The sequence below is a fragment of the Enterococcus sp. DIV0175 genome, assembly GCF_050529075.1.
GTDB lineage: Bacteria > Bacillota > Bacilli > Lactobacillales > Enterococcaceae > Enterococcus_B > Enterococcus_B thailandicus.
In genome coordinates this window covers 2,575,207-2,596,196 of sequence record NZ_CP172880.1, presented here as the reverse complement: position 1 = coordinate 2,596,196, position 20,990 = coordinate 2,575,207, and the positions used below count along the sequence as shown (strand labels likewise).

Annotated in this window: 20 protein-coding genes; 19 read left to right on the top strand and 1 reads right to left on the bottom strand. The window is 38.0% G+C overall.

Annotated features, from left to right (window positions below; all coding sequences use genetic code 11):
- Positions 1-47: 47 nt before the first annotated feature.
- The 7 genes from ispE (at position 48) to IGJ76_RS12255 (ending at position 7,349) form a co-directional block, all read left to right on the top strand.
- Positions 48-899 carry a 4-(cytidine 5'-diphospho)-2-C-methyl-D-erythritol kinase gene (gene ispE / locus IGJ76_RS12285; RefSeq protein ID WP_071869017.1) on the top strand — a complete coding sequence of 284 codons (852 nt, stop codon included), beginning with the start codon at positions 48-50 and terminating at the stop codon, positions 897-899.
- Positions 900-1,302: 403 nt separating this feature from the next.
- Positions 1,303-2,259 (top strand): metal ABC transporter substrate-binding protein, encoded by a 957-nt coding sequence (locus IGJ76_RS12280; protein ID WP_376016379.1) that lies wholly within the window; start codon positions 1,303-1,305, stop codon positions 2,257-2,259.
- Positions 2,260-2,291: 32 nt separating this feature from the next.
- Positions 2,292-2,972: a metal ABC transporter ATP-binding protein gene (locus IGJ76_RS12275; protein ID WP_067484650.1), complete on the top strand. Its 681-nt coding sequence runs from the start codon at positions 2,292-2,294 to the stop codon at positions 2,970-2,972.
- Positions 2,945-3,772 (top strand): metal ABC transporter permease, encoded by an 828-nt coding sequence (locus IGJ76_RS12270; RefSeq protein ID WP_067484652.1) that lies wholly within the window; start codon positions 2,945-2,947, stop codon positions 3,770-3,772. Before IGJ76_RS12275 ends, IGJ76_RS12270 begins: the two co-directional genes overlap by 28 nt.
- A 163-nt stretch (positions 3,773-3,935) precedes the next feature.
- Positions 3,936-4,757, top strand: coding sequence for a pur operon repressor (gene purR, locus IGJ76_RS12265; protein ID WP_067484655.1), 822 nt, complete (start codon positions 3,936-3,938; stop codon positions 4,755-4,757).
- A gap of 157 nt (positions 4,758-4,914) precedes the next feature.
- Positions 4,915-6,288: a bifunctional UDP-N-acetylglucosamine diphosphorylase/glucosamine-1-phosphate N-acetyltransferase GlmU gene (gene glmU / locus IGJ76_RS12260; RefSeq protein ID WP_071869018.1), complete on the top strand. Its 1,374-nt coding sequence runs from the start codon at positions 4,915-4,917 to the stop codon at positions 6,286-6,288.
- Positions 6,289-6,380: 92 nt separating this feature from the next.
- On the top strand, positions 6,381-7,349 hold the full coding sequence (locus IGJ76_RS12255; RefSeq protein ID WP_067484661.1) for a ribose-phosphate diphosphokinase: 969 nt from the start codon (positions 6,381-6,383) through the stop codon (positions 7,347-7,349).
- Between the two features lie 111 nt (positions 7,350-7,460).
- On the opposite strand, the gene IGJ76_RS12250 is transcribed toward IGJ76_RS12255, so the two are convergent.
- Entirely contained in the window at positions 7,461-8,237 is a 777-nt protein-coding gene (locus tag IGJ76_RS12250; RefSeq protein WP_095803862.1) for a hypothetical protein, read from the bottom strand.
- A 265-nt stretch (positions 8,238-8,502) separates the two neighbouring features.
- Between IGJ76_RS12250 and IGJ76_RS12245 the strand changes: the two genes are divergently transcribed.
- The 12 genes from IGJ76_RS12245 (at position 8,503) to pknB (ending at position 20,960) form a co-directional block, all read left to right on the top strand.
- Positions 8,503-10,215, top strand: a complete 1,713-nt coding sequence (locus IGJ76_RS12245) for a patatin-like phospholipase family protein (protein ID WP_071869019.1) — start codon at positions 8,503-8,505, stop codon at positions 10,213-10,215.
- The gene (locus tag IGJ76_RS12240; protein WP_067484668.1) at positions 10,185-10,403 is read left to right on the top strand and encodes a YdbC family protein; all 219 of its coding nucleotides are present in this window, start codon (positions 10,185-10,187) and stop codon (positions 10,401-10,403) included. Before IGJ76_RS12245 ends, IGJ76_RS12240 begins: the two co-directional genes overlap by 31 nt.
- A 16-nt stretch (positions 10,404-10,419) precedes the next feature.
- Entirely contained in the window at positions 10,420-11,310 is an 891-nt protein-coding gene (locus tag IGJ76_RS12235) for a YicC/YloC family endoribonuclease (RefSeq protein WP_430596647.1), read from the top strand.
- A gap of 32 nt (positions 11,311-11,342) precedes the next feature.
- Positions 11,343-11,627: a hypothetical protein gene (locus IGJ76_RS12230; RefSeq protein ID WP_413124545.1), complete on the top strand. Its 285-nt coding sequence runs from the start codon at positions 11,343-11,345 to the stop codon at positions 11,625-11,627.
- Positions 11,628-11,861: 234 nt separating this feature from the next.
- Positions 11,862-12,476, top strand: coding sequence for a guanylate kinase (gene gmk / locus IGJ76_RS12225; RefSeq protein WP_067484676.1), 615 nt, complete (start codon positions 11,862-11,864; stop codon positions 12,474-12,476).
- A gap of 4 nt (positions 12,477-12,480) precedes the next feature.
- The gene (gene rpoZ / locus IGJ76_RS12220) at positions 12,481-12,786 is read left to right on the top strand and encodes a DNA-directed RNA polymerase subunit omega (protein ID WP_067484679.1); all 306 of its coding nucleotides are present in this window, start codon (positions 12,481-12,483) and stop codon (positions 12,784-12,786) included.
- 182 nt (positions 12,787-12,968) lie between these two features.
- Positions 12,969-15,377, top strand: coding sequence for a primosomal protein N' (gene priA / locus IGJ76_RS12215; RefSeq protein ID WP_285603252.1), 2,409 nt, complete (start codon positions 12,969-12,971; stop codon positions 15,375-15,377).
- Positions 15,378-15,390: 13 nt separating this feature from the next.
- Positions 15,391-15,882 carry a peptide deformylase gene (def, locus tag IGJ76_RS12210; protein ID WP_067484760.1) on the top strand — a complete coding sequence of 164 codons (492 nt, stop codon included), beginning with the start codon at positions 15,391-15,393 and terminating at the stop codon, positions 15,880-15,882.
- A complete protein-coding gene (gene fmt / locus IGJ76_RS12205; protein ID WP_430596646.1) occupies positions 15,875-16,816 on the top strand; it encodes a methionyl-tRNA formyltransferase in 942 nt (313 codons plus the stop codon). The genes def and fmt overlap by 8 nt, the downstream gene beginning before the upstream one ends.
- The gene (rsmB, locus tag IGJ76_RS12200) at positions 16,816-18,174 is read left to right on the top strand and encodes a 16S rRNA (cytosine(967)-C(5))-methyltransferase RsmB (RefSeq protein WP_349702673.1); all 1,359 of its coding nucleotides are present in this window, start codon (positions 16,816-16,818) and stop codon (positions 18,172-18,174) included. Before fmt ends, rsmB begins: the two co-directional genes overlap by 1 nt.
- 12 nt (positions 18,175-18,186) lie before the next feature.
- Positions 18,187-18,927, top strand: a complete 741-nt coding sequence (locus IGJ76_RS12195; RefSeq protein ID WP_086270507.1) for a Stp1/IreP family PP2C-type Ser/Thr phosphatase — start codon at positions 18,187-18,189, stop codon at positions 18,925-18,927.
- On the top strand, positions 18,924-20,960 hold the full coding sequence (gene pknB / locus IGJ76_RS12190; protein ID WP_218657989.1) for a Stk1 family PASTA domain-containing Ser/Thr kinase: 2,037 nt from the start codon (positions 18,924-18,926) through the stop codon (positions 20,958-20,960). Before IGJ76_RS12195 ends, pknB begins: the two co-directional genes overlap by 4 nt.
- Positions 20,961-20,990 lie beyond the last annotated feature (30 nt).

Sequence of the window (20,990 nt, the reverse complement as noted above, 5' to 3'; positions counted from 1 at the left end):
CTATGATAGAATACTTTCGACTTAGACTTTTCGAATGGGTGAGAGGTATGGAACTAATTGAAAAAGCACCAGCCAAAATAAATTTAGGATTGGATGTATTATATAAACGGCCAGATGGGTACCATGAACTTGAGATGGTTATGTCGAGTGTGGACTTAGCAGATCATTTGATTTTTGAAGAATTACCTGAAGATCAAATCGTGGTGGAAACAAATAAAGCTTTCTTGCCTGTAGATCAACGAAATAATGTCTATCAAGCAGCCGTATTACTGAAAAATAAATTTAATATCAAAAAAGGCGTTAAAATCGTTGTTCAAAAAAATATCCCAGTGGCTGCTGGCCTAGGTGGAGGCAGTACTGATTGTGCCGCAGCCTTGCGCGGAATCAATCAATTATGGGATTTGGGCTGTTCCTTAGAAGAATTAGCAGCAATCGGCTTAGAAGTTGGTACAGATGTTCCTTACTGTGTATATGGGAATACGGCATTTATTGGTGGTAAGGGTGAGGAAGTAAAACTTATTCCATCTATGCCACAGTGTTGGGTTATTCTAGTCAAACCAAGAATGAGTGTTTCTACACGAACAGTGTTTAGAGATCTTGACACGCAATCCATTCAGCATCAGGACGTCGCTGGATTGGTGGAAGCAATCCAACAACAAGACTATCAACAAATGATTCAAAAAATGGGAAACAGTTTAGAAGATGTGACTGGGAAAAGGCATCCTGTCATTCATCAGATCAAAGAACGAATGATTAAATATGGAGCGGACGTGGCTTTGATGAGCGGTAGTGGACCAACAGTTTTTGGTTTGTGCCAACACTATTCGAGAGCACAGCGAGTATATAATGGATTAAAAGGGTTTTGTGATGAAGTTTATCTTGTACGCACATTGCGTTAAAGCTTAAGTGAATTTCGGAAAAGATTTTTGTAGTCGATTTAATAACTGAGAAGTAATTAAAAAGCATATAAGTTTAGTTTTCTTTTGCGGCTAAACTTATGTGCTTTTTTCTATTCCAGGGAAATGGTGGAAGCATGACCTTTATCCAATTGTAACAATTCATGGGATCACCCCTTTCGTAAAGTTTGCGCCATTTTATCTGAGAATAGAATGATGGTCTAGTTGCTGAAAAGAAAGCCTATTCTATGAAAAAGTATTCAAGTGTTTTACGGTTTACTTCTAAATATGCGTTGTAAATCAGAAATTTTCCGAATCCTATTGACTGCGATTTTTTATTTTGATACATTAGTCCACGTTGACAAATCGTAAAATTCCGATTTGCTATTTTAGAAAGGGGTAAACAATGATTAAAAAATATGTATGGGCAACGATAGCTGTTGCAGGAATGTTGTTATTTGCTGCTTGTGGACAAACTGAAAAGAAAAGTGAGTCAAAGACAGACGAATTAACCATTATTACTTCTTTTTATCCAATGTATGATTTTACGAAGGAAGTTGTTGGTGACGAAGGCAAAGTTGAGTTACTGATACCTGCAGGAACAGAACCCCATGATTTTGAACCAAGTGCAAAAGAGATGGCAAAAATTTCAGATGCAGATGTTTTCGTGTATAATAGTTCAGACATGGAAATTTTTGTTGATTCAATAAAGAAATCAGTTGATCAAGAAAAAACATTGATGATTGAGGCAGCTAAGGGAATTGAACGCTTAGAAGGAACGGAAGACCATGATCACGAAGCTGAAGATGACCATGAAGAGAGCCATGACGGACATGAGCACGAATATGATCCTCATGTATGGTTAGACCCAGTATTAGCAATTCAAGAAGTTCAAACCATTGCGAAAGAATTGGGAGATAAATATCCTGAAAAGAAAGCGACATTTGATAAAAACGCGGAAGCTTATATCAAAAAGTTAGAAGAGTTAAATCAAAAATACGCAACAGAATTAAAAGATGCAAAAAATCGGACATTTGTTACGCAACATGCTGCATTTGCTTATTTAGCTAATCAATATAACTTAACGCAAAAATCAATTTCAGGTATTTCACCAGATCAAGAGCCGACACCAAGTCGCTTGGCAGAACTGAAATCATTTGTTGAGGAAAATCAGACAAAAGTCATTTATTTTGAAGAAAATGCTTCTTCGAAAGTGGCTGAGACGCTAGCTGCTGAAACAGGCGTGAAGCTTGAAGTGCTAAATCCACTGGAAAGCTTAACGGAAAAACAAATGGCTGCTGGTGAGAATTATATTTCTGTAATGGAAGAAAATTTAGCGGCATTGAAAGAAAGCATTAAGTAAGTTATCGAGTAAGTTTAGAAGGAGGTCTTGTGATGCATTATATCGAAGTATCTGATTTGACCTTTTATTATGAAGAAGAACCAGTATTAGAAGATGTATCTTATCATGTTGATGCTGGGGAGTTTGTCATTTTAACTGGAGAAAATGGAGCAGCAAAGTCAACGTTGATTAAAGCAACTTTGGGATTATTAAAGCCCACTAAAGGAACTGTCACGATTGCTACGGAAAATCAAGAAGGAAAAAAATTGAAGATTGGCTACATTCCCCAACAAGTAGCATCATTTAACGCGGGATTTCCAAGCACAGTAATTGAATTAGTTCGTTCAGGACGGTTTCCTAGAGGTAAGTGGTTCAAACGTCTGACTAAAAAGGATCACGAATACGTGAAGCTTGCCTTGGAGTCTGTTGGAATGTGGGATATGCGGCATCGTCGAATTGGTGAGCTGTCAGGCGGACAAAAACAACGAATTAGTTTGGCACGTTTGTTTGCAACTGATCCAGATTTATTTATTTTAGATGAACCAACGACAGGGATGGATGAAGAATCTAGAAATGAATTTTATCGTTTGTTGCGACATAGTGCGCATGTGCATGGAAAATCAGTTTTGATGATTACTCACGATCATGAGGACATCAAGCAGTATGCAGATCGACAAATTCGTTTGGTAAGGAAGGAGGATTCTCAATGGCGTTGCTTTCATATGAATTCATGAGAAGAGCATTTCTTGCTGCGATTTTTATTGCGGGAATTGCCCCAATGCTGGGCGTTTTCTTAGTAATTAGAAGACAGTCGTTGATGGCTGATACACTTTCTCATGTTTCGTTAGCAGGTGTGGCGTTGGGGTTCTTTCTCAATTTGAACCCAACAGTTACCACAATGATTGTTGTGGTCTTAGCAGCAATCGTTTTAGAATATCTACGTACGATTTATCGGACGTACTCTGAGATTTCGATTGCAATTTTAATGGCCGGAGGACTAGCGTTAGCGTTAGTCTTGATGAATTTGAGTGGTGGGAATTCTGCAACGAGCATTCAATCTTATTTATTTGGATCAATTGTGACCATCACGTGGGATCAAGTCATTTTCTTAGGTATTTTATTTGTAGTCATTGGTATCTTATTTGTTTTATTCAAACGTCCAATGTATGTCCTAACTTTCGATGAAGATGTGGCGCATGTTGACGGATTGCCTATCCATGCGATGTCGATGATGTTTAACGTGATCACAGGTGTTGCGATTGCGGTAATGATTCCAATTGCAGGGGCATTGTTGATTTCTGCAATCATGGTGTTACCAGCAGCAATCGGCATGCGCTTAGGTCGGAGCTTCAACGTCGTGATTGCAATTAGTATTTTTGTTGGCTTTGTCGGGATGCTTTCTGGATTAGGTAGTTCCTTTTACTTGGACACACCGCCGGGAGCAACAATCACGTTAGTCTTTATTGCATTATTCTTAATCGTTAATATAGTGAAACGACTATCAATTGGGTTAAAACGAAAAAATCGAGCATAAAATGTGTTGAAAGAAACGGCGGAAACGAAATATTTCCGCCGTTTCTTTTTTTATAAATCAGAAATACCGAACTATTTTCTTATTTTTTTATAAAATGCTCGAATTTTTGAAAAAAAACTTATATAATGAAAAACGACAATTTTAAAAAAGGGAGCTGGAATATGTGAAAGTACGTCGCAGTGAGCGTCTTGTTGATATGACTCAATACTTATTAGATCATCCACACGAATTGATTTCGTTAACAAGTTTTGCCGAACGTTATGAATCTGCTAAATCTTCCATCAGTGAGGACTTAGCGATTATCAAGAAAACATTTAAAGAAAGAGGTTACGGCACACTAGAGACAATTCCTGGTGCGGCGGGTGGTGTCTTGTTTATTCCCGAGATTCCTTACGAAGAAGCAAAGAAATATATTGAATCTTTAGCCGAACGTTTATCAGAACAAGATCGCTTGTTGCCAGGTGGCTATGTTTATCTATCAGATTTATTAGGAGAACCTGAGTTATTAAGACAAGTTGGGAAAATCATCGCATCAAAATATTTAGGTGAAAAAATTGATGCCGTGATGACAGTTGCGACAAAAGGTGTACCAATTGCCCAAGCCGTTTCTTATTATTTAAACGCTCCGTTTGTCATTGTTCGACGTGATTCAAAAATCACTGAGGGCTCGACTGTGAGTGTAAATTATGTTTCAGGCTCATCTGAGCGAATTGAAAAAATGGAACTTTCAAAAAGAAGTTTGAAACGTGGTTCAAGAGTTCTTGTCGTCGACGACTTTATGAAAGGCGGCGGAACAGTCAACGGAATGAAGAGTTTGATTGAAGAATTCGAATCTGAATTAGTTGGTATCACTGTTTTTGCAGAATCAAAATTCCATGGACATCGTGCAATCGATGATTATACTTCACTACTTTATGTGAAAGATGTTGATACAAAAACGAAAAACATCACAGTTGTTCCTGGAAATTATTTCTCAGAAGAATAACTTTATCAGCGAAACGAATCAAGTTAGAAGAGGTTGGGACAAAAAGCTGTCCCAACTTTTTTATTTTTAACGCAATTTTTTAAAATAATCGTTAGTTGAAAAAAAGCGAGCACTGGGCTAAACTTAACACAGGAAATGATAACTAGGAGTGAAGTAAGTGGAAGCACGTTATGCAATTATTTTGGCAGCGGGAAAAGGAACTCGTATGAAGTCAAAATTATATAAAGTATTACATCCAGTTTCTGGAAAACCAATGGTCGAACATATTATCAATCGAGTAAGTGAAACTAATCCTGACGAAATCATTACCATCGTTGGTCATGGGGCTGAACAAGTAAAAGCACAATTAGGTGAACGTAGTGAGTATGCTTTACAAGCAGAACAACTAGGCACTGGGCACGCAGTTTTACAAGCAGCCTCTTTCTTAGAAGGCAAAAAAGGAACAACGTTAGTCATCAGTGGTGACACACCATTATTAACAACAGAAACACTAAACAATTTATTTGAATACCATCAAGGAAAAAATGCTAGTGCAACGATTTTAACAGCACAAGCACAAAATCCTACTGGTTACGGACGAATCATCCGCGATCATGTTGGAATCGTAGAAAAAATTGTCGAACAAAAAGATGCTTCACCAGAGGAAGCACGCGTAAAAGAAATCAACACAGGTACTTACTGTTTTGACAACGAAGCATTATTTACTGCCTTGAATAAAGTGGGTACGAACAATGCCCAAGGTGAATATTACTTAACTGATATTATTGAAATTCTAAAAGAAGATGGCAATACGGTTGCTGCCTATCAAACAGAAAATTTTGAAGAATCAATGGGTGTAAATGATCGTATCGCATTGGCAAAAGCAAATGAAATCATGCGTAAACGAATTAATGAAGCACACATGACTAATGGTGTCACTTTTGTTGATCCAGCGTCAACTTATATTGATGCGGGTGTTGTTATTGGTTCAGATACAGTGATTGAAGCAGGCGTACAATTACAAGGCGAAACAGTCATTGGGATGGATTGCATGATTGGTGCACATTCACGAATTGTGGACAGTGTGATTGAAGATAACGTCGTAATTACTAATTCTGTGATTGAAAGCAGTCATGTGAAAAAAGCAGCAGATGTTGGCCCATTTGCTCACTTACGTCCAAACGCTGAAATTGGTGAAGGGGCGCACATTGGAAACTTTGTTGAAGTGAAAAATGCTGAGATTGGCAGTCATACAAAAGTTGGTCATTTGACTTACGTTGGTGATGCAACATTAGGTGAGGACATCAATGTTGGTTGTGGTGTGGTTTTCGTTAACTATGATGGTAAACAAAAACATCATACAAAAGTCGGTGCCCACAGCTTCATTGGTTCAAACTCAAACATCGTTGCACCGGTGACAATCGAAGATCATAGTTCGATTGCAGCGGGCTCAACCATTACAAATGATGTTCCTGAATATGCACTTGCAATTGCACGTGCGCGACAAGTAAACAAAGAAGGATATGCGAAAAAACTCCCTTATCTCAATTAGTTTTTTGTAAAATAACTTGATTTATTTAAAAAATATGTCTACTATTTACTAGGAAGAATTCCAGAGTTGTGAAAAAGAAAGTGGAGGTCCCCATGTCAAATCATTATTTTGATCCAAGATTAAAAATTTTTGCATTAAACTCAAATCGCCCATTAGCTGAGAAAATCGCTGCAGCTGTTGGTGTAGAATTAGGTAAATCATCTGTTACTCAATTCAGTGATGGTGAGATTCAAGTAAACATTGAAGAAAGTATTCGTGGTTCACATGTGTATGTTATCCAATCAACAAGTAGTCCAGTAAATGATAATTTAATGGAATTGTTGATTATGATCGATGCTTTGAAACGCGCTAGTGCAAAAACAATTAATGTAGTTATGCCGTACTATGGTTATGCTCGTCAAGACCGTAAAGCGCGTGCGCGGGAACCAATCACTGCTAAATTAGTTGCAAACATGATTCAAAAAGCAGGAGCAACAAGAATGTTGACCCTAGACCTTCACGCTGTTCAAATTCAAGGTTTCTTTGATATTCCTGTTGACCATTTAATGGGTGCACCATTAATTGCTAATTATTTCTTAGAAAAAGGAATCAAAGGCGACGATGTTGTTGTTGTTTCACCTGACCACGGTGGCGTAACTCGTGCGCGTAAATTGGCTGAGTTCCTAAAAGCACCAATTGCAATCATCGACAAACGACGTCCTAAAGCAAACGTTGCAGAAGTAATGAATATCATCGGTAAAGTTGAAGGAAAAACATGTGTCTTGATCGATGACATGATTGATACTGCAGGTACGATCACCTTAGCAGCTAATGCGTTGAAAGAAGCAGGAGCAACAAGTGTTTATGCTTCTTGTACACATCCAGTCTTATCTGGTCCAGCTTTGCAAAGAATTGAAGATTCAGCAATTGAACGCTTAGTTGTAACGGACTCAATTTATCTACCAGAAGATCGTAAAATTGATAAAATCGACGAAGTTAGCGTTGGTGGTTTGATGGGTGACGCAATTAAACGTATCCATGAAAATAAACCAGTTAGCCCACTTTTTGAAACAAAAAAATAAGCACTTAAAAAGATTGAACAAAGAGACTATGGCTTTTTGTTCAATCTTTTTTTGCGAAAAAAGGAACGTAACATCTAACTGTTACGTTCCTTTACACAGGTAAAAAATTTTTTAATTTAGTGTACCGTAGGCAAAGTCATCCACATCACTGATTAGACGCCAACGTCGGTCAAGTGTGTTGTAGACGAGTGTACCAATTACAGGTTCTTCACGGTAGCGAGTCCCTTTTAATTTCCAAATGTAGTCTTCGATCACATAGATGGGGATTCGATACTCATCATTGATCAATCCAGCTTGTTCAAATGAAAAAATAATGCCTTCTTGCATCAATGGACGCATTTCTTTTAGTAAATCACCATTGATTTTTTCAACAGTGATACCACGGCGAAAGAATGATTTCTTTTCGTTGATTTTATCTGCAAGAATTTGACTCATCTTGTCTGCAAAAATTCGGTAAAATTCATCCAGGTAACGATAATAAATTCGGTTCAACTGATCGCTTAAATCAAAATAAACAAAATTATTTTGTAATTTATAGAAAAATGGTGAGTGCAGATGCGTTTTCATATGCCCAAAATACAATAATTCTGAAATTTCTAATGGTGATAGTTCTTTTAGCATAGTTAGGTCTGTAAAATCGATCCACTTTAAGTCGTCCGCATTATGACGATTACGAAGTGAGGAGAAGAAATGTTGAATATTTTCTGTTCCACGAATGATTTTCAAACCAGTGTGAGGTTCATATTCTCCTGCTGAAGCAGCAGGATCTAATAATAGCAAGTTTTGAGGATAATGCACGATGCTGTTTGAAAAATCATTTGCAGTTAATCCTTTGGTTAAAACAGCGTTACTAGTTGTGTCGATATGTACATAAACTGAATCAGTCATCATGCTCCTCCTTACTTGATTTCTCAACTATTTTATTTTACAACAATTGTAAGAAAAAAGCTTGTTTCTTTTATTTTAAAATTCCATTACAAAGTCACGTTTTCATTGAAAATAATCGTAGCTTTCAAATTGCTTTAAATTTGATATCAGTTATTTTTTAGAAAAGATAAATGAACTCTTTTGTTTTTGTAAAGGATAGGCGCAATTAGTTCAGACAAGAAATTTTTTTCAGAGACTGCTATACTTGGAGAAAAAGGAGAGAACGATGGATATCCAACCAATTTATTGGTCAGAAAGGCAGCGTCTACACAATGAAAGTCGAAAAATGGAACAACCATTTCCGTTTTTCAATGAACAACAAAAAAGTCGTGATTCTTTTTGGCAAACGGCAAAAAAGAAAAATGCATGGCGAGTCAAAGCTGGTAAACTAGTGCTCTACTTTGAGAAGAAAACAGGAGAAGCAAGTGAGTCAGATCATTTGGTGATAACAAATGTGTTAGCCAACGAATCTTTCCGGCAATGGCGTCAATTATTTACATTGCTGGAAAGTTGTGCGCGCTACTTTTTGAAATCGGCTTGTCAGTTTTCCTTTTCACAACCACTTTCTTCCCAAATGACCGAATTATTTATTCAATTTGGGTACCAAACAGTTGATACCAGGACTACTCAGTGGGTGAAAAATGTTTCTGGAAAATCTGCTGTGGTTTTTGGCGGGGGCGGCGCACATGGGGCCTACCAAATTGGTGTGTGGAAGGCATTACAAGAAGCTGGCTTTTCGATTGAACTTATTACCGGCACGTCAGTTGGTGCAATCAATGGCGTCTTGATGTTGCAAGGTGATTTGGATCAAGCTGAATTTTTATGGACGAATTTATCCACCAATCAGATTTTGGCTGTACCAGAGAACGTGCCTTTAACTGATTTGCGTCAACAGTTGTTGACTGATATTCGTCGAATGACCAAGACGGCTGTTTTAACTCGCGGTATTTCTTCACAGCCTTTAGAAGAACTGCTAAGAAAATCATTGGATTTGAAAAGCATAGTTCAAAAAACGAAGCCACAACTATTTACAGTTACGACTAAAATTCCTGAAATGATTGAGAAAGTGGTGCCTATTCAAAAAATGCCACCAGAGCAGATTCCGGAGTGGATTGTTGCTTCCGCTTCTTTTTATCCAGCGATGGCCTATAAAAAAATTGACAAAGATCGCTATATTGATGGCGGATATAAAAATAATCTGCCAGTGGATGTTGCGATTGGACAAGGAGCAACTGAAGCTTTTGTGGTAGATGTTCAAGGGCCAGGAATTACCAAAAGAGTCAAAAAACCATTAGGATTTGTTGAATGGCGTTGTCGCTCACTTTGGACGCTAGGTACATTTTTGATTTTTGATGGACAGCGTAATTCAATGAATTTACAATTAGGTTATTTAGAAACAAAAAAACAGTTGCATCAATATGAAGGCCATTGGTATACCTTTGATTCGACCGTGTTGGCTGAAAAAATTTGGAAGAAATTTCTGCGCACGTTAGCCAAGGAAAAAAATTTAGAGCTTTCTTTTTTCTATGACGTAAAATTTTGGGAGAATTTGCGTAATGTATATAAAGACAGGGTCGTCATTGAAACTTGCGGATTAGCAATGCTAGAACTATTGGCAAAACAAATGTATTTACTGCCTAATAAAGTTTATCAAGTACCAGAAATGATAACGTTGATTCGTGAAAAAGAACAACGTCCATTTACAGAAATTGTTACGAATGAAATTGGGTTACTAAGTATGGAAGAGTGGTGGTCTTCTTCAAGAGAACAACGTTTAGAACAAAAGTTGACGGAACTAGCAAAAGAACTTTATGCTAGTACGAAAGAGAAGGTTCAAACGATGCTTAAGGAACAACCATTGAACACATTATTTGTTTTATATGCACATTATCTTAAGGAGGAACAAGAATGGCACAAGAATTTTCCTATGAAATCATAGAAGAAATCGCAATTTTATCTGAAAACGCAAAGGGCTGGCGTAAAGAATTAAACTTAGTTAGCTGGAATGGTCGCCCGCCGAAATTTGATTTGCGTGACTGGTCACCGGAACACGAAAAAATGGGGAAAGGATTGACATTGACGAACGAAGAGTTTGAAGCATTGCAAAAAGCGATAGAAAACATGTAAGAAAGGACCCTGTCGAATGAAAAGTATGACCGGTTTTGGCAAAGCAATCCGTGAAACACAAGAGTATCAACTGGATATTGAAATCAAAAGTGTGAATCAACGTTTTTTGGATATTCAATTACGTAGTCCGAAGCTTTTGAATTTTCTTGAAGGTACTATGCGTCAGTTGATTAAACAACAACTCACTCGCGGACGAGTTGAAGTTTTTGTGAATGTAACGCATATCGGGGAAAATACGAAACAAGTTGAAATTGACTGGTCGCTGATTGATTCGTTAGTGACGCAACTTTCGCAAGGAGTACATGATCGCTTCGGTGGTGAAGTCCAACTTTCGGTAGCGTCATTAATTGAACGTCTAGCGTTACAGGAAAAGTTTGTTTCAGTCAGTGAACCAGAAAAAACAGATGAAGAGCAACTCAGTCTATTAGTTCAAGAAACGTTGTCTGAGGCCTTAGCAGCAATTGAACGTAGCCGTGAAGCAGAAGGTCAGGCTTTAGCTGCTGTATTGTTGCAAAACAAAGAAAAGTTTTCGCAAGTGTTAGACAACCTTGTAGCGTTTGTTGAAACATATGAACAAGAATTCCAAGTACGCTATCAAAAAAAATTGGAAGAATTTTTAGGCGACAAAGTTGATGAGCAACGATTGTTGACAGAGTTGGCCATTTTGTTAGAACGTGGAGATATTCACGAGGAACTAGATCGTTTGTTTATCCATCTCGTAAAGCTAAATGAATTAATTTTGATGTCTACACCAGTTGGTCGAGAACTTGATTTTCTAATTCAAGAAATGAATCGAGAAGTGAACACCATTGGATCCAAGTCAAGTGCAATTGAAATCAAAAACCAAGTAGTCCAATTAAAAACGATTTTGGAAAAAATTCGTGAGCAAGTTCAAAATATTGAATAATTTTATAAAATAGAAACAGGAGGAAGTTTGTAATGACCTATTATGATATTACTTTTCATGAGTTAAGCGGAAAAAGTGTGGTTAAAAGAAATGTTCCATCAGATAAAGAAGGATTTGATGCCTGGCAAGACGCATGCGTAAAAATTTCGGATCAAGAACTAAATATTTTGATCAATGATGGGACATATGTAACGCTTAATCGGAAATTTATTGTGCGTATAGATACACAAGAAGTTAGTGATCCAACAGAAAAAGTACTTAGCCGAAAAGACGAAATAATTGGCGTCGTGAATACTTTGTCTAACATGGGATTTTAATTCTTTTGGCTAAAATCAAGTATGTTGAAACATCAAAGACTATCTAAAGCTGCACCAGAAATTTGGTTGCAGTTTTTTTGTTTTGTCGAGGAAATCAAGCTTTTCTTTTCTAGTTTCAAGCAAAGGTGGCTTTTTTAGGAAAATCTGTCTATAATAAAGAGAACCTTGAAAGTTGCAGAAAAAAAGTGCAAAATAAACGATAAGCAAGAAAAGACTAGTTGAAAGGACGTCGTCATGTCAGAGCGTGGATTATTAATCGTATTGTCAGGTCCATCCGGTGTAGGAAAAGGAACCGTACGTAAAGCAATTTTTGAGAGTGAGGGTAATGATTTTCAATATTCAATCTCAATGACTACTCGTAAAATGCGAGAAGGAGAAGTCGAAGGAGTCGACTATTTCTTTCGGAGCAAAGAAGAATTTGAAGCGATGATTGAAGCTGGTGAGATGCTTGAATACGCAGAGTATGTTGGAAATTATTATGGCACACCATTATCATATGTGAATCAAACCTTGGACGAAGGAAAAGATGTATTTTTAGAAATCGAAGTTCAAGGAGCACAGCAAGTAAAAGATAAAGTACCAGATGGTGTATTTATCTTTTTGACACCGCCCGATCTAGTAGAATTAAAATCAAGAATTGTTGGTCGTGGAACGGATGCAGAAGAAGTAATTGAAGAACGTATGAGAGTTGCTAAAGAAGAAATCGAAATGATGGCCCTTTATGATTATGCCGTTGTAAATGATGAAGTTCCGTTAGCTGTTAATCGAATTAAAGATATTATTGCTAGCGAACACTTTCGAGTAGATCGGGTAATCGGAAAATATATTAAAATGTTAAAGGAGATGTAGTCTTATGATGTTGAAACCTTCAATTGACTCATTGTTAGACCGAGTAAATTCAAAATACTCATTAGTAATTTTATCAAGTAAACGCGCCCACGAATTAGATGCGGGAGCACAACCAACGTTGGATTCATTTGAATCTGTAAAAAGTGTTGGTCAAGCACTTGAAGAAATTGATGCGGGAAATGTGATCAATGATCCACATCCTGAATTGAAACGTGAACGTCTACGTATGGAAAATGAAGAACGCCAAGCACAAAAAGAACGTGAACAACAAGAATTAGAATCACGCATTCGCGAAGAACAAAAACTATAATTTCAGGGGCTGTGACCAGGGTCACGGCTCTCTTTTTAATTATTCAAATAAAAGAAGACGTGAGTTAGCTAGTTTATTTTTTTGTTACGAAATGGCAGAAATCAGGACAAGCTAAGGGTTTTCTAGTAAAATAAGCACGGATCTTTTTCACCAAAAAATGGTTATCAAAGGAGGGGAAAGTTGTGGGAGTAATTGCAGAAGTAATTGTAGACGTGCCGACGATGCAAACAGATCAACCTTTCACTTATCTCGTTCCCTTCACATTAGAAGCGGAGTTGCAAGTGGGCATGCGTGTGGAAGTTCCCTTTGGAAAAGGCGATCGACATGTTCAGGGATTTGTTGTTGGATTGAACGACGAAGCTGTTCAGACTGAAGTTCAACTTAAATCAATTATTCGTGTGCTTGACTTAGCACCAGTTGTTAATCAAGAGCTTTTAGCGTTGGCTGATTATATGAAGACAATTACCTACGCATTTAAAATTACTTGTCTTCAAACGATGTTGCCAAGTGTCATGAAAGCGGAGTATGACAAAATCATTTATCCGTTGAAACCTGCAGTTGAAACACAAGCATTTTTTCAAGAACGAGAAATGATTTCTTGGAAAGAGGCAGAGTCTTTAGGCATGGTTTCTCAGTTGATGCGTTGGCGAAAAAAGAAATTAGTTGATATTCGTTATGAAGTTCATACTAAAAACAAAGTGAAGACAATTCGAATGGTTCACTCACTTTTGAAAGAAGAACAGATCGAGGAAGAGTGGGGAAAGCTACGTCAAAATGCTAAAAAACAAAAAGAATTGTTGCTTTGCTTATCTGAAGTAGTTAAAGATGAGCCACTTGCGTACTTTAAAGATAAAGGAATCAGTAGCACTGTGTTGAATCAAGGAAAAGAAAAGGGCTGGCTTCGTTTTGAAGAAGTCGAACGTTATCGTGATCCATATCAACACCGTTCATTTGAACAAACCAGTGCGTTAGATTTGAACCAAGAACAACAATTTGCAGTCGATCAAATTACCACAGCATGTCAAACACAACAAGAACCGATTTTCTTATTAGAAGGCATTACCGGAAGTGGAAAAACAGAAGTCTACCTGCAAAGTATTGCAGAAGTTTTAGCTGCGAAAAAGACAGCAATCATGTTAGTCCCAGAAATTGCATTGACACCACAAATGGTTGAGCGATTCAAAGGACGTTTTGGTGAAGCCGTTGCGGTATTACATAGTGGATTATCGCAGGGAGAAAAATATGACGAGTGGCGTAAAATCGAACGAAACGAGGCACAAGTAGTTGTTGGTGCTCGCTCGGCGATTTTTGCACCGTTAGAAAATATTGGCTTAATTATTATTGATGAGGAACATGAATCAAGTTATAAACAAGATGAAACACCACGCTATCATGCGAGAGATTTAGCTATTTGGCGTGGGAAGTACCATCATTGTCCAGTCGTATTAGGAAGTGCGACACCTTCTCTTGAATCACGTGCGAGAGCACAAAAGGGAGTGTATCAACTTTTGACCTTGAACAAACGAGCAAAAAGTAGTGCACAGCTACCTGTGATTGACATTGTGGACATGCGAGAAGAGTTTCAAAAACATCAGGCATCTACTTTCTCTAGCCAATTACAAGAAAAAATTCAAGATCGTTTAGAAAAGAAGGAACAGACGGTTCTGTTATTAAATCGTCGTGGCTATTCTTCGTTTGTTATGTGTCGTGACTGTGGGTTTGTTTTACCTTGTCCAAACTGTGACATTTCCTTGACGTTACACATGGATAGTAAGTCAATGCGTTGCCATTACTGTGGACATGAAGAGCCAATCCCTCATCGTTGCCCAAATTGTGGTGGGAATAAAATTCGGTATTATGGTACAGGTACGCAAAAAGTGGAAGAAGAATTGCAAACTTTGTATCCGGAAGCGCGTATTTTACGAATGGATGTCGATACTACCCGAAAAAAAGGAGCACATGAACGTATCTTGCAAAAATTTGGTGCGAAGGAAGCAGATATTCTTTTAGGTACGCAGATGATTGCTAAAGGACTAGATTTTCCAGATGTAACGTTAGTAGGTGTTTTAAATGCAGACACGTCACTCAACTTACCAGATTTCCGATCAAGTGAGCATACTTTCCAACTGTTAACGCAAGTTTCAGGTCGAGCTGGCCGAGCTGAAAAAGCTGGAGAGGTAGTTATTCAAACATTTAACCCAGAACATTACGCAATTGAGTTAGTAAAAGAACAAAATTATGAACGCTTTTATCAAAAAGAAATGCAAGTTCGTCATCGCGGAGGCTACCCACCGTATTATTTTACAGTGAAAATTACCACGAGCCACCCAGAAGAACAAGTAGCTGCAAAAAAAATCTTCCAAATTGGGCAATTGCTCAAACAGACGTTAAGTGACCAAAGTTTGATTTTAGGTCCAACACCAAGTATGATTTTGCGTGTGAAGAATCGTTATTACTATCAGCTGATTATTAAATACAAGTACGAACCGCAACTAGCCAATGTGTTGGATGACATTTTAGATAAAAGCCAAAAAGAACAACGCCATGGACTATTCGTGGCAATTGATAATGAACCATTACATTTTATTTGAGAAAGGATACTATATGCGCTACCCAATCTTGATTCACCCAAATGATAAATTAAAACGAACAGCTCAACCTATCGATGTCATCACAGATGAAACAGTTGCCCTACTAGATGACCTGTATGAAACAATGGTTGCGATGGACGGTATTGGTATTGCAGCACCGCAAGTAGGAAAAAATCTTCGTTTAGCAATCGTTGAAGTTGATGAAGGGGACAAATTTGAATTGATCAATCCTGAAATTATTGAGGCAAAAGGAGAAAGCTTAGATGTGGAAGGTTGTTTGAGTATCCCGCATGTTTATGGGACTGTGAAACGTGCAGACGAGGTGACTGTTCGCTATTTTGATCGTGAAGGTCAAGAAATGGAAGTAACGGCATTCGACTATTTAGCACGAGCCTTTCAACATGAAATCGATCATTTAAACGGTGTTTTGTTTGTTGAAAAAATGATTGAACAAATTCCTGAAGAAGAACTTGAAAAATATATGGAGGAGCACATGAATGACTAATATTGTATTTATGGGAACACCAGCTTTTTCCGTCCCAATACTAGAGGGATTATTGGAAGCTGGCTATACAGTTCAAGCTGTAGTGACACAGCCTGACCGACCAGTTGGTAGAAAAAAAGTGATTACACCAACGCCCGTCAAAGAAGCAGCATTGAAGCACGATTTGCTCGTACTACAACCAGAAAAGATTTCTGGCTCAGAAGAAATGGAAAAAATCGTTGAATTACAACCAGATATTTTGATTACGGCTGCCTTCGGTCAATTTTTACCAGAAAAATTACTTCAAGTTCCTAAACATGGAGCAATCAATGTCCATGCTTCTTTATTACCTAAATATCGTGGAGGAGCACCTGTACATTATTCGATTATCAATGGTGAAAAAGAAACAGGTGTCACCATTATGGAAATGATTAAAAAAATGGATGCTGGTGGCATTTTTGCGCAAGAAAGCTTGCCCATTACCAAACAAGATGATGTTGGAACAATGTTTGATAAATTGAGTTTATTAGGAAAAGAACTCTTATTAAAAACATTACCAAGTATTTTAGATGGTAGCTTAACACCAACTCCTCAAGATGAAGAAAAAGTGACCTTTTCTCCTAACATTACAAGAGAACAAGAAGCAATCGATTGGAATAAAACAGCTGAAGAAGTTGATAATCAAGTACGCGGGATGCGTCCTTGGCCAATCGCATTTACAACGTATGAAGATGTTCGTTGGAAATTACTAAATGTGGAGCCACTTGCAGAGGAAACAACCGAAGCTCCCGGTACAATCATTCGCAAAGATAAAAAGAACCTTTGGATCGCGTGTGGCAATCAAACGGTATTAGCAATCAAAGAATTACAACCTGCAGGTAAAGGGAAGCAAACCATTCAAGCATTTCTAAATGGTAGCGGCCAGCATGTAATGGTTGGACAGCAGGTGAAATAATGACAAAAATCCCAAACAGTATGAAAAAATCTGTACGCTACATGGCTTTAATGACCTTAGAACGAGTTTCTAAAGGTGGTGCGTACTCCAATCTTTTATTAAACGAAATGATTAACAAAGGAAAGCTTAATCCAAAAGATATCGGACTATTTACAGAACTTGTTTATGGAACGATTAGTCATCAATTATTACTTGAATTTTATATTACTCCTTTTATTGCTAAAGCAAAAAAAGTAGATGAATGGGTCAAAACATTGCTGTTGTTGTCTGTTTATCAGCTGGAATTTTTAGACAAGGTTCCAGACCATGCGATTTTGAACGAAGCTGTGGAAATTGCGAAAATAAAAGGAAACCCCGGAACAGGAAAATTCGTGAATGGCGTATTGAGAAGTTATCAACGCCAAGGAAAACCTGACGTAGAAACAATCAAAGATCCCGTAGAGCGATTGGCAGTGAAAATCAGTCTACCTGTTTGGCTGGCTCAACGTTTTATTGATCAAATTGGGTTTGAAGAAACAGAAAAACTAGGTTATTCACTCTATGAATCAAGCCATGCAAGTGGACGAGTGGATGTTCGTCGCTTGTCACGTGAACAAGCAATCACTGTTTTGAATGAAGAAGATATCTCTGTGAAAGAAAGCCAAGTTAGCCCTTATGGTGTTGTTGCTGAAAAAGGTCATTTAGCTTCGAGTTCACTATTTCATGATGGGTTGCTAACTGTCCAAGATGAAAGCTCCATGCTAGTTGCACCAGCCATGCAAATTGAGCCAGAGCATCATGTGCTGGATGCATGTGCTGCGCCAGGCGGTAAAACAACGCATATTGCAACATTTTTAGATTCAACATGTGGTGGCGAAGTGATTGCTCTTGATGTTCATGATCATAAAGTAAAGCTAATTGACGAAAATGCTGCTCGCTTAAATGTGTCGTCAGCAGTTTTTGCACAAAAAATGGATGCACGAGAAGTACAACAAACTTTTGAATCAGAACAATTTGATCGTATTTTGGTTGATGCACCATGTTCTGGTTTAGGCTTATTGCGTCGGAAACCAGACATTCGCTACAAAAAAAATCCACAAGATTTAGAAAATTTACCTAAAATTCAATTAGCAATTTTGGAAAGCTGTGCTCCTACGTTAAAATCGTCAGGAATCTTGACTTATAGCACTTGCACCATTCTAGCTGATGAAAATCAAGGGGTCATTTCGACCTTTTTAAAACGACATCCTGAATTTGAAAGGATTGATGTTTTAGTGAGTCCTGTGCTAAAATCATCAATCGAAGATAAAATGTTAACTTTGTATCCACATCAATTTAATACAGATGGCTTTTTTATCTGTTGTTTGCGTAAAAAGTAATGAGGTGAAGAAATGCAAATTGAATTTCAATCAGATGTAGGAAGACGCCGTAATACCAACCAAGACTATGCGAGTGTATTTACTAATCAAGAAGGAATCAAACTGGCAGTTTTAGCTGATGGAATGGGTGGGCACCGAGCTGGTGATATTGCCAGTCAAATGGCTGTGACCAATTTGGGTGCTGACTGGGAAGGACAAGCACTAAAAGATAGTGAAAAAATTGCCCAGTGGTTTATTCAAACAATCCAAAATGAAAATGGTAAAATTTATCAGCGAGGGCAAGAAAAGCCAGAATATAATGGTATGGGGACAACCATTGTTGCTGCAGCTCTGTCAGAAACAAGATTTACGATTGCAAATGTTGGGGATAGTCGTGCTTATCTAGTACGTGAAGACCAATTAAAGCAGTTAACAGAAGACCATTCATTAGTGAATGAACTGGTCAAATCTGGTGAAATCAGTCAAGAAATGGCAGTGAACCATCCAAGAAAAAATATTTTGACACGATCGGTAGGAATGCCGGGAACAGTTGAAGTAGATGTAGCAACTTATTCTTGGCAATTGGGTGATCGATTATTACTTTGCTCAGATGGACTTACTAATATGTTGTCAGAAGAAATGATTGGGTCAATTATTGATGGTGCCGGTTCGCTTACGGATAAAGTAAAAGAATTGATCGATCGTGCAAACGAGGCAGGTGGCGCTGATAACATTACTGCACTCCTTATTGAGTACAAGGAGGACTGTGCATGATCGAGTTAGGTAAGAAATTAAATGGACGTTACCAAATCACTGGCAATATTGGCAGTGGCGGAATGGCAAATGTTTTCTTGGCTCATGACCTAATCTTAGACCGTGATGTAGCTGTCAAGGTTTTACGGTTTGACTTTCAAAACGACAAAACTGCTATCCGCAGATTCCAAAGAGAAGCTTTAGCAGCAACTGAATTGGTTCATCCAAACATCGTGAGTGTGTATGATGTTGGTGAAGAAGCTGGTATGCAATATTTAGTAATGGAATATGTGAAGGGAATGGATCTCAAGCGATACATCCAAACTCATTATCCAATTCCATATCAGACAGCTGTTGATATTATGCAACAAATTTTATCAGCGATTTCTTTGGCTCATAATCATCAAATCATCCATCGCGATTTAAAACCTCAAAATATTTTGATTGACCATGAAGGTGTCGTGAAGATTACTGATTTTGGAATTGCGATTGCATTATCTGAAACATCAATTACTCAAACGAATACAATGTTAGGCTCCGTGCATTACTTGTCACCTGAACAAGCAAGAGGAAGTATGGCTACGAAACAGTCCGATATTTATGCGCTTGGAATCATTCTTTATGAAATGCTGACAGGTAGTGTGCCATTTGACGGTGAGTCAGCAGTAACGATCGCCTTGAAACATTTTCAAGATGAGCTACCTTCGATTAAAGCGATTGATCCGGGAGCGCCACAGGCATTGGAAAATGTTGTATTGAAAGCAACTGCCAAAGAACCAACGGATCGGTATTTGACTGCGGATGAAATGAATGAAGACTTAGCAACGGTTCTTTCACCTGCGCGTGCGAATGAACCAAAGTGGGAACCGCAAGCTATGCTGAATGAAACCAAAGTGCTGACACCGATTGATGCAGACTCACCAATGCCAGATTCGTTCAAGTCGATGCGTTTACCAGATGAGCATGACGTGTGGGAACAACCAAATCATCAGCCAGAAGAAGAGGAAGAAAAACCAAAGAAAAAACGAAAAAAATGGTGGATTTTACTCATTCTGGTCTTACTGGGCTTAGGCATCGGCGCAGGCGTATTTTTTGCTTCTGGTGGTCGAGGCGAAGTGGAAGTACCAGATGTATCAGATTTAACGGAAGCAGCGGCTCGAACGGTGTTAGAAAACGCGAATCTAAAAGTAGCGAGCGAGACAGAAGAAATTGCTGATGACAAAATTGAAGAAGGAAATGTGGTTAAAACAGATCCTGCAGCAAAAACAACTGTGAAAAGGAATCGCGAAGTAAAATTATATTTAAGCAGTGGCTCGAAAAAAATCAAATTAAAAGATTATGCTGGCGTAAACTACGATGAAGCAAAAGCAAATTTAATTGAATTAGGTTTTTCAGAAAACCAAATTAAGTCGGAAGAAGAATATAGTTCTGAAGTTGAGAAGGGTGCAATTATTTCTCAAACACCTGCGGACGGAGAAGTTGATCCGGATTCTGATATAATTACTTTCAAAGTGAGCAAGGGAGCGGAACCAGTTTATTTGTATAATCATACAGGCGAAAACTATGATGAAGTTTATAGTACGTTGATATCTGCAGGCTTTTTAGCATCGAATATTAGCGTGAGCTATGATTATAGCGATACGATAGCTGCGGGAAATATTATTAGTCAAAATCCCGGGTCAGGCGAATTCACGGCAGCAGAAACAGCTGTTAGTTTTGTAGTCAGCCAAGGAGCTGAGGAAAAACCAAGTCGTCTAAATGATATTTCAGGCTATTCAAAGAGTGAAGCACAAAATTATTTATCTGGGATTGGCGCTGAATACATTGGACATGAAACTTCTGAATACTCAGATACTGTCGACAAGGATAAAGTTATTCGTACTAATCCAGGTGTCGGAGCAAGTATTGCTAAAGGTGATATCGTGAGTGTTGTTTACTCCAAGGGACCAGATCCAGCAAAAGCTTCTTCAGAAAAAGATTCATCAAGTAGTTCAACAAAAGAAACGACAGAGACAACAGGAGAATCAAAGGAAGAAAATAAATCACAAGAGTAACCACATGTGACTTAACTAAGCACAAAAGAA

Bases quoted from the DNA above. Each gene is read 5' to 3' on its own strand.
- ispE (WP_071869017.1), top strand. From the start codon at position 48: ATGGAACTAATTGAAAAAGCACCAGCCAAAATAAATTTAGGATTGGAT.
- IGJ76_RS12280 (WP_376016379.1), top strand. From the start codon at position 1,303: ATGATTAAAAAATATGTATGGGCAACGATAGCTGTTGCAGGAATGTTG.
- IGJ76_RS12275 (WP_067484650.1), top strand. From the start codon at position 2,292: ATGCATTATATCGAAGTATCTGATTTGACCTTTTATTATGAAGAAGAA.
- IGJ76_RS12270 (WP_067484652.1), top strand. From the start codon at position 2,945: ATGGCGTTGCTTTCATATGAATTCATGAGAAGAGCATTTCTTGCTGCG.
- IGJ76_RS12255 (WP_067484661.1), top strand. From the start codon at position 6,381: ATGTCAAATCATTATTTTGATCCAAGATTAAAAATTTTTGCATTAAAC.
- IGJ76_RS12250 (WP_095803862.1), bottom strand. From the start codon at position 8,237: ATGACTGATTCAGTTTATGTACATATCGACACAACTAGTAACGCTGTT.
- IGJ76_RS12245 (WP_071869019.1), top strand. From the start codon at position 8,503: ATGGATATCCAACCAATTTATTGGTCAGAAAGGCAGCGTCTACACAAT.
- IGJ76_RS12240 (WP_067484668.1), top strand. From the start codon at position 10,185: ATGGCACAAGAATTTTCCTATGAAATCATAGAAGAAATCGCAATTTTA.
- IGJ76_RS12235 (WP_430596647.1), top strand. From the start codon at position 10,420: ATGAAAAGTATGACCGGTTTTGGCAAAGCAATCCGTGAAACACAAGAG.
- IGJ76_RS12230 (WP_413124545.1), top strand. From the start codon at position 11,343: ATGACCTATTATGATATTACTTTTCATGAGTTAAGCGGAAAAAGTGTG.
- gmk (WP_067484676.1), top strand. From the start codon at position 11,862: ATGTCAGAGCGTGGATTATTAATCGTATTGTCAGGTCCATCCGGTGTA.
- rpoZ (WP_067484679.1), top strand. From the start codon at position 12,481: ATGATGTTGAAACCTTCAATTGACTCATTGTTAGACCGAGTAAATTCA.
- def (WP_067484760.1), top strand. From the start codon at position 15,391: ATGCGCTACCCAATCTTGATTCACCCAAATGATAAATTAAAACGAACA.
- fmt (WP_430596646.1), top strand. From the start codon at position 15,875: ATGACTAATATTGTATTTATGGGAACACCAGCTTTTTCCGTCCCAATA.
- rsmB (WP_349702673.1), top strand. From the start codon at position 16,816: ATGACAAAAATCCCAAACAGTATGAAAAAATCTGTACGCTACATGGCT.
- IGJ76_RS12195 (WP_086270507.1), top strand. From the start codon at position 18,187: ATGCAAATTGAATTTCAATCAGATGTAGGAAGACGCCGTAATACCAAC.
- pknB (WP_218657989.1), top strand. From the start codon at position 18,924: ATGATCGAGTTAGGTAAGAAATTAAATGGACGTTACCAAATCACTGGC.